A 7,525-nucleotide genomic window follows, 5' to 3' on the forward strand; every position below is an offset into this window, starting at 1 on the left:
CGGGTTCTATGACTACAAAATATATTCTGAGAAAACCTTGGAGGTGGCTTACTATTAGCAAGGATATGATGATTAACGAGCAAATTCGTGCACGTGAAGTACGTTTAGTTGGCGCAAATGGCGATCAACTTGGAATCAAGTCTCGTAATGACGCTTTAGACTTAGCTGCAAATCTTAATCTTGATTTAGTATTAGTTGCTCCAAATGCGAAACCGCCAGTATGCCGCATTATGGACTACGGTAAATTCCGCTTTGAGCAACAGAAGAAAGAAAAAGAGCAGCGCAAAAATCAAAAAGTAATTAGCATGAAAGAAGTTCGTTTAAGTCCAACAATTGATGAACACGACTTTAACACAAAACTTCGTAATGCTATCAAGTTTTTAGAGAAAGGCGACAAGGTTAAAGCGTCAATTCGCTTTAAAGGACGTGCCATTACTCATAAAGAAATCGGTCAACGTGTTTTAGATCGCTTCTCAGAAGCTTGTGCTGAAGTTAGTACAGTTGAATCTAAGCCTAAAATGGAAGGACGCAGTATGTTCTTAGTTTTAGCACCGAAAAACGATAAGTAATAGATAGAGGAGGAAATACCTATGCCTAAACAAAAAACTCATCGCGGCGCTGCAAAGCGTTTCAAAAAGACTGGATCAGGTAAACTGAAACGTTCTCACGCTTACACAAGCCATTTATTCGCTAACAAATCTACAAAAGCTAAACGTAAACTACGTAAAGCTGGTGTAGTAAGCGCTGGTGACTTCAAACGCATTCGTCAAATGCTTGACAACTTAAAATAAGTTCGGCTGATATATAGAACAATTAGGAGGTAATATTATGCCAAGAGTAAAAGGTGGTACAGTTACTCGTCAACGTCGTAAAAAAGTAATTAAATTAGCAAAAGGTTACTACGGTTCAAAAAATACATTATTCAAGGTTGCTAACCAACAGGTTATGAAATCTCTAATGTATGCATTCCGTGACCGCCGTCAAAAGAAACGTGACTTCCGTAAATTATGGATTACACGTATCAACGCAGCAGCTCGTATGAATGGTCTTTCTTACAGCCGCTTAATGCACGGTCTTAAAAATGCTGGCATCGAAGTTAACCGCAAGATGCTTGCTGACTTAGCTGTTCATGACGAAAAAGCTTTCGCTGAATTAGCAACAGTTGCAAAAAACAACATTAACTAATTAATTAGTTGAAACCTTAGAAGAATTTTCTTCTAAGGTTTTTTATTTGTATTCAAATAGAAGTTAGAAGTGAAAGAAATTCTAAAGATTAACGACTATGTCGTTATCAATATGACAAAATCAATATAAAAGTTATAGCAGTATAGAAGAATATACATATGAAGTCAGGAGAATACTCCTGGCTTTTTTCAATTCTGCTCGTTTGGAAAGAAGAGTATCTTTCCTAGCCGAAACGACACTGCTATAATGGAAAGATGATATGGAACTTTCATCAGATGAACAATTTAAGAGCGATGACTGAAACGTATTTGTAAATTAAGGACAAGCTATTTTATAAAGAGTTAGATAGCTGACTTATTCATAAGAACTGAAACATAATAATGAACTTTGAGATGAAACAACATTGTTGCGTAAAATGCGATGTTGGAGGAGGACAATAGAATGGACTTACTACAACTATTTAAATTACAAAAAGAATTAGATGACCGTATTGCAAAAGAACATGACTTACAACCGAAAAAATTGTTAAAAGAAAAAATGTTAGCTCTTCTTGTAGAAATTGGAGAACTTGCAAATGAAACACGTTGTTTTAAATATTGGAGCAACAAACCAGCATCGGAACGTGAAGTAATATTAGAAGAATACGTAGATGGTTTGCATTTTATTTTATCAATCGGAATTGATTTAGGTATTGATAAAAACTTCCTATTCTATAAATGTGCACAAACCAATAAAACACAAGTGGAAATTTTCTTAGACACATATGCGAAAGTAATTCGTTTTACAGATCAACCATCTATTACAAACTATATTGAATTATTTACGAGCTATCTTCGACTTGGACAAGCACTTGAATTTGAGCAAGAAGAGATTGAAAAAGCATATTTAGATAAAAATGAAGTAAATCATCAGCGTCAAACACAAGGATACTAATTTAATTTTTGAATATTTCAATTTAATTATTGTATAATGAATTGACTGAAGAAAAAGGAGGGTGTTGGCAATGACAAAATTAGACGCGACATTGACAATGCTAAAAGAATTAACGGACGCACGTGGTATTGCTGGTAACGAACGTGAACCACGTGAAGTAATGAAGAAATATATCGAGCCGTTTGCGGACGAACTTTCTACTGATAATTTAGGGAGTTTAGTTGCAAAAAAAGTAGGGGAAGAAAACGGCCCAAAAATTATGGTTGCAGGTCATTTGGATGAAGTTGGATTTATGATTACACAAATCGATGACAAAGGTTTCCTTCGCTTCCAAACGGTTGGTGGCTGGTGGTCACAAGTTATGCTTGCGCAACGCGTGACGATTGTAACGCGTAAAGGAGATGTAACAGGTGTAATTGGTTCAAAACCACCGCACATTTTACCTCCAGAAGCTCGTAAAAAGCCAGTTGAAATTAAAGACATGTTCATCGATATCGGTGCTTCTAGCCAAGAAGAAGCAATGGAGTGGGGCGTACGACCAGGAGATCAAGTTGTACCTTACTTTGAATTCCAAGTGATGAAGAATGAAAAAATGTTACTTGCAAAAGCATGGGATAACCGAATTGGTTGTGCAATTGCAATTGACGTATTAAAACAATTAAAAGGTGAAAAGCATCCAAACGTTGTATACGGCGTTGGAACTGTACAAGAAGAAGTTGGTCTTCGTGGGGCAAAAACATCTGCGAATTATATTAAACCAGATATCGCGTTCGCAGTAGATGTTGGTATCGCTGGAGATACACCGGGTGTAACGTCAAAAGAAGCGCAAAGTAAAATGGGCGATGGACCACAAATTATTTTATATGATGCTTCTGTTATTGGACATACAGGTTTACGTGATTTCGTAGTTGATGTTGCTGATGAATTACAAATCCCGTATCAATATGATTCAGTAGCGGGCGGAGGAACGGATGCGGGTGCGATTCACATTGCTGTAAATGGTATTCCTTCTATGGCAATTACAATTGCAACGCGCTATATCCATTCTCATGCGGCAATGTTACACCGTGATGATTATGAAAATGCAGTGAAGTTAATTGTAGAAGTTATTAAACGTCTTGATAAAGAGGCTGTACATAACATTACATTTAATTAATAGAAAAAGCGAAGGAGATTCTCCTTCGCTTTTTTATGTTTTAAAAAGGCCGTTCTAATCCTGCTGCAGTATGAGCGCCTAAAATAATTAAACGAGTTAATTGCATCGCCATAAAATGCGGAGTATATATCATTCCTCTTTTTAACCATGACATAATCATTCCGATGTGAGCCCCTGTAACATAACTAATCAAAATATCACGAGGAACCATAAGATCTTCATCATCTGGTTGTGAAATAGACAAGCTTAATGTTAAATGCACTTGTATTGTTTTCATCATTTTATAAGAGTAGTTTCCGGCAGCTTTATCCCCAAGCATAACGTTATAAAAGTTTACATTTTCTGCGATATGTTCGAATAAAGCCAAAAATGTAGGGTGAGGTGAATCAAATGTAAGTTGAAAATCTTCTTTATTTCTATTTTTCGGTTTAATTACTTCTGCTAGCTTCTCTAACATTTCTTCAATACTTTTGTCTAATAGGTCATATTTATCATGGTAATGGCTATAAAATGTAGCGCGATTTACAGGAGCGCGTTCTGCGATATGTTGCACAGTTACATTTTCAAAGCCTTTTTCGCCTACTAAAGCGACAAAAGCATCCTGAATGAGTTGTCTCGTTCGCTTTACACGTGGATCATTTGTATTTTTAATAGACATTTTTCTTCTCCTCGTTTAATTTTCTATACTTAAACAACATATTGGTATTATATTGTTGTTTAAGCGACATTTCATACGTAAATTGTCGGTTGTAGATTCAAAATAATTATTTATAATTATAAACGATAGTCCTTCAGAAATCAGCACCGCTCGCAGGTAGATAAATTTCGATTTACGCTGCAGATGGTGTGATTTTTTTGTTAAAAGGTTAATATAATTAACAATTAAACAATCTAAACAATAAGGACATAAATAGTTTAGAAAAAAATTATATGCGATATAAGGAGAGGAATGCAATGAATCAGTTTCGAAGAATGGTAATTATCAACATTATCACATTAATTGTACTAGTTGGCGGCGGTATTGGCGGTTATTACTATTACAACCAAACGGAAAATTACTTAAAAACAGACAATGCAAAGATTGATGGGAAGGTAATTCCGGTTGCTTCACCAGTAGCAGGTAAACTAACTGACTGGAAAGCTGAAGTAGGAAAAAATTATAATGAGAACGATAAACTAGGTACTGTTACTGTAGCGGCAGCTAATGGAGAACAAACAGTAGATGTAACAATTCCGCAAAATGCAACGGTTGTACAATCAAACGCAACAACAAATGCTTTCGTTGGAGCTGGTAGCCCGATTGCTTACGCATTCGATATGAACAATTTATGGGTAACAGCAAACATTGAAGAAACAGATGTTGATGATGTTCAAAAAGGTCAAGATGTAGATGTGTATGTAGATGCATACCCAGATACAACGTTAACAGGAAAAGTAGAACAAGTTGGCTTAACAACAGCGAATACATTCTCTATGTTGCCATCAAGCAACGCAACAGCGAACTATACGAAAGTAACACAAGTAGTACCAGTTAAAATTTCTTTAGATCATAGCAAATCAGTAAATATTGTTCCTGGCATGAATGTGACAGTTCGTATTCATAAGTAAGGGGGAGATGAGATGTCCTCAATTGTAATTGCAGGATATGCACTATTTTGTATAATCGTCTTCTTCCTTGTAAATCGTCTTTTGCGAAAGAAAAAAACGAAAATGGGAGAAGAACAAGTCCCAGCCGTAAGTAAAATAGAAATAAGTAAAGTTGAAACAGAAGAGAAAGAAATTGAACGAAAGCAAGAATCGGAAATTTCTAATGTAGTTGAGTTAGAAACAGGAAAGCAAGAAGAAGTAAAACAAGAAAAAGAAGTGCCGAAAAAACAAATGTCTACGCCTGTAGAGAATGTGAACGTAAAAGCAGTTGTAGCTGTATTAATTCTCGGCATGTTCGTTTCTATTTTAAACCAAACAATTATTAACGTTGCATTACCTCCGTTAATGAATGAATTTAACGTATCAACTTCAACAGCACAATGGTTAATTACAGGCTTCATGCTTGTAAATGGTATTTTAGTACCGATTAGTGCATTTTTAGTTTCACGATTTACGTATCGTAAATTATTCGTAGCAGCAATGTTATTCTTTACGGTAGGATCTATCATTTGTGCTACTTCAGGAAACTTTACAATGATGATGACGGGCCGTGTAATTCAAGCGGTTGGTGCGGGTATTTTAATGCCGGTTGGTATGAATATCTTCATGACGTTATTCCCGCCTCATAAACGCGGAGCGGCGATGGGATTACTAGGTGTAGCGATGATTTTAGCTCCAGCTATCGGACCAACTGTAACAGGTTGGGTAATTGAAAATTACAGCTGGAACTTAATGTTCTATGCGATGTTTATTATCGGTTTAATTATTACGTTCCTATCTTTAAAATTCTTTACACTAGCTCAGCCAGTGTCTAAAACGAAATTAGATATATTCGGTGTGGTTAGTTCAAGTATTGGACTAGGAAGCTTATTGTACGGATTTAGTGAAGCTGGAAATAATAGTTGGACTAGTGCAGAAGTTGTTATTTCACTTATCATTGGTGTAATTGGTTTAGCGTTATTTATTTGGAGAGAGTTAACAACGGACAATAAAATGCTTGATTTACAAGTATTTAAATATCCAGTATTTACTTTCACTTTAGTAATTAACGCAATCGTTACGATGGCATTATTCGGAGGTATGTTATTGCTTCCAGTATATCTGCAAAACATTCGTGGCTTTACGCCAATTGAATCTGGTTTACTACTTCTTCCAGGATCATTAATTATGGGGATCATGGGACCAGTAGCGGGTAAATTATTCGATAAATATGGCATTCGTCCATTAGCGATAATTGGATTGGCAATTACGACGTATGCGACATATGAATTTACAAAATTATCGATGGATACACCGTATAGCGTTATTATGACGGATTATATTATACGTTCAATTGGTATGTCATTCATTATGATGCCAATTATGACGGCTGGTATGAACGCGCTGCCGATGAAATTAATTTCTCACGGTACAGCAACGCAAAATACGTCAAGACAAGTAGCGGGTTCAATCGGAACAGCGATTTTAATTACACTTATGACGCAACAAACGACTGCTCACGTAGCAGATTACGGCAACATGTTAACAACATCAAACCCAATTTTAGTTGATAAAATACACGGCATGGGGCAAAGTTTAGCGGCCTTAGCTGGATCAGCTCAAGCAGGAGACGCGATGAGCACACAACTATTATATGGACAAATTTCAAAGCTATCTGCAATTAACGGTATTAACGATGCCTTCTTAATCGCAACGATACTAGCAGGTATCGCTTGGGTGTTATCGTTCTTCTTACCATCAGGCAATAAACCAAATAGAAAAGCAGGGAATTAAATTCCCTGCTTTTTTGTGTTCTTTATGCAGTTAAATATAAAAGCTGGTAACCAGCTACGGAGCACAGCCCTGTTATAAACAAAATTGTTCCCATAGCACGAATACTTGATATTTGTCTGCCGCTTATAATAGCTAATAGTCCAGCTAAAGAGAAGAGACCCCAATATAAAGTTCCTGAAATTGGAATCATCCCCTCTAAATCTATTCCATAACCTATACAAATGATAGGAACAACGATAAGAGATATGCTAATTAAACCAGCTATAATAGTAAATGATTTACGACATTTCATACCAGCAATAATTAAAAAAATACCGACGATGAATTCGCATAACATTAAAGTAAAAGCTAAAATCATCCAAATTAATATTCCGAACACTTCTGTATTACCTCCGATTTGTGGGTTTCGAAAAAAGTTATATATAGAATCAATCACCTACAGACATGAGTACCCAGAAGATAACTCCTAATATACCAGCGATAAAAATAATGAATCCCATATTACGTATACTTTTAATTTTTGCTTGGAATCCACTTATCCCTGCTAATAATCCAGTTAAAGAAAATAGGGTCCAGTAAAGAGCAGTTGGAATGGGGAAGATTGTATCCATATTAATTCCTATACTTAAAAAAACAAAAGGTAGTGTGACAAAGGATAGGCTAAGTAGCCCCATTAAACCAACTAGTAATTTCCGATATTTAATTCCTGTTACTATTAAAAAAATACCACCAGCAATCCCACATAGTAAGAGAAGTGGCGTGAAAAGCATCCAAATAACACTGAACATATGTAAACTCCCTTATATGAATTAAGTTATATTTTACTACATG

10 protein-coding genes and 1 other annotated feature (1 of these 11 running past the window's edge) are annotated in these 7,525 nt (G+C 35.8%); of the genes, 7 read left to right on the plus strand and 3 right to left on the minus strand.

From position 1 onward, the window contains the following. Positions 1–2: a sequence feature (ribosomal protein L20 leader region), on the plus strand (it extends 119 nt beyond the left edge of the window). A gap of 63 nt (positions 3–65) precedes the next feature. The 5 genes from infC (at position 66) to ACQGS6_RS06715 (ending at position 3,274) form a co-directional block, all read left to right on the plus strand. Continuing rightward, positions 66–569, plus strand: a complete 504-nt coding sequence (infC, locus tag ACQGS6_RS06695; protein ID WP_000973215.1) for a translation initiation factor IF-3 — start codon at positions 66–68, stop codon at positions 567–569. Between the two features lie 21 nt (positions 570–590). After that, positions 591–791 carry a 50S ribosomal protein L35 gene (gene rpmI, locus ACQGS6_RS06700; protein ID WP_001125945.1) on the plus strand — a complete coding sequence of 67 codons (201 nt, stop codon included), beginning with the start codon at positions 591–593 and terminating at the stop codon, positions 789–791. Between the two features lie 37 nt (positions 792–828). Further along, on the plus strand, positions 829–1,185 hold the full coding sequence (gene rplT / locus ACQGS6_RS06705; protein ID WP_001138362.1) for a 50S ribosomal protein L20: 357 nt from the start codon (positions 829–831) through the stop codon (positions 1,183–1,185). A gap of 441 nt (positions 1,186–1,626) precedes the next feature. After that, positions 1,627–2,118 (plus strand): dUTP diphosphatase, encoded by a 492-nt coding sequence (locus tag ACQGS6_RS06710; protein ID WP_000365050.1) that lies wholly within the window; start codon positions 1,627–1,629, stop codon positions 2,116–2,118. 70 nt (positions 2,119–2,188) lie between these two features. Next, positions 2,189–3,274, plus strand: coding sequence for a M42 family metallopeptidase (locus tag ACQGS6_RS06715; protein WP_000163557.1), 1,086 nt, complete (start codon positions 2,189–2,191; stop codon positions 3,272–3,274). A 40-nt stretch (positions 3,275–3,314) separates the two neighbouring features. On the opposite strand, the gene ACQGS6_RS06720 is transcribed toward ACQGS6_RS06715, so the two are convergent. Further along, the gene (locus tag ACQGS6_RS06720) at positions 3,315–3,932 is read right to left on the minus strand and encodes a TetR/AcrR family transcriptional regulator (protein ID WP_000023661.1); all 618 of its coding nucleotides are present in this window, start codon (positions 3,930–3,932) and stop codon (positions 3,315–3,317) included. Between the two features lie 296 nt (positions 3,933–4,228). Between ACQGS6_RS06720 and ACQGS6_RS06725 the strand changes: the two genes are divergently transcribed. Next, the gene (locus ACQGS6_RS06725) at positions 4,229–4,882 is read left to right on the plus strand and encodes an HlyD family secretion protein (protein ID WP_001071419.1); all 654 of its coding nucleotides are present in this window, start codon (positions 4,229–4,231) and stop codon (positions 4,880–4,882) included. Positions 4,883–4,894: 12 nt separating this feature from the next. Continuing rightward, positions 4,895–6,694, plus strand: a complete 1,800-nt coding sequence (locus tag ACQGS6_RS06730; protein ID WP_000095271.1) for a DHA2 family efflux MFS transporter permease subunit — start codon at positions 4,895–4,897, stop codon at positions 6,692–6,694. Positions 6,695–6,716: 22 nt separating this feature from the next. On the opposite strand, the gene ACQGS6_RS06735 is transcribed toward ACQGS6_RS06730, so the two are convergent. Then, positions 6,717–7,073 carry a hypothetical protein gene (locus ACQGS6_RS06735; RefSeq protein ID WP_016118703.1) on the minus strand — a complete coding sequence of 119 codons (357 nt, stop codon included), beginning with the start codon at positions 7,071–7,073 and terminating at the stop codon, positions 6,717–6,719. A 49-nt stretch (positions 7,074–7,122) separates the two neighbouring features. Beyond that, on the minus strand, positions 7,123–7,482 hold the full coding sequence (locus ACQGS6_RS06740) for a hypothetical protein (RefSeq protein WP_000493174.1): 360 nt from the start codon (positions 7,480–7,482) through the stop codon (positions 7,123–7,125). Positions 7,483–7,525: the final 43 nt, after the last annotated feature.

This window comes from Bacillus sp. GMs2/2, assembly GCF_050172095.1.
GTDB classification, from domain to species: domain Bacteria; phylum Bacillota; class Bacilli; order Bacillales; family Bacillaceae_G; genus Bacillus_A; species Bacillus_A cereus.

Bases quoted from the DNA above. Each gene is read 5' to 3' on its own strand.
- infC (WP_000973215.1), top strand. From the start codon at position 66: ATGATGATTAACGAGCAAATTCGTGCACGTGAAGTACGTTTAGTTGGC.
- rpmI (WP_001125945.1), top strand. From the start codon at position 591: ATGCCTAAACAAAAAACTCATCGCGGCGCTGCAAAGCGTTTCAAAAAG.
- rplT (WP_001138362.1), top strand. From the start codon at position 829: ATGCCAAGAGTAAAAGGTGGTACAGTTACTCGTCAACGTCGTAAAAAA.
- ACQGS6_RS06710 (WP_000365050.1), top strand. From the start codon at position 1,627: ATGGACTTACTACAACTATTTAAATTACAAAAAGAATTAGATGACCGT.
- ACQGS6_RS06715 (WP_000163557.1), top strand. From the start codon at position 2,189: ATGACAAAATTAGACGCGACATTGACAATGCTAAAAGAATTAACGGAC.
- ACQGS6_RS06720 (WP_000023661.1), bottom strand. From the start codon at position 3,932: ATGTCTATTAAAAATACAAATGATCCACGTGTAAAGCGAACGAGACAA.
- ACQGS6_RS06725 (WP_001071419.1), top strand. From the start codon at position 4,229: ATGAATCAGTTTCGAAGAATGGTAATTATCAACATTATCACATTAATT.
- ACQGS6_RS06730 (WP_000095271.1), top strand. From the start codon at position 4,895: ATGTCCTCAATTGTAATTGCAGGATATGCACTATTTTGTATAATCGTC.
- ACQGS6_RS06740 (WP_000493174.1), bottom strand. From the start codon at position 7,482: ATGTTCAGTGTTATTTGGATGCTTTTCACGCCACTTCTCTTACTATGT.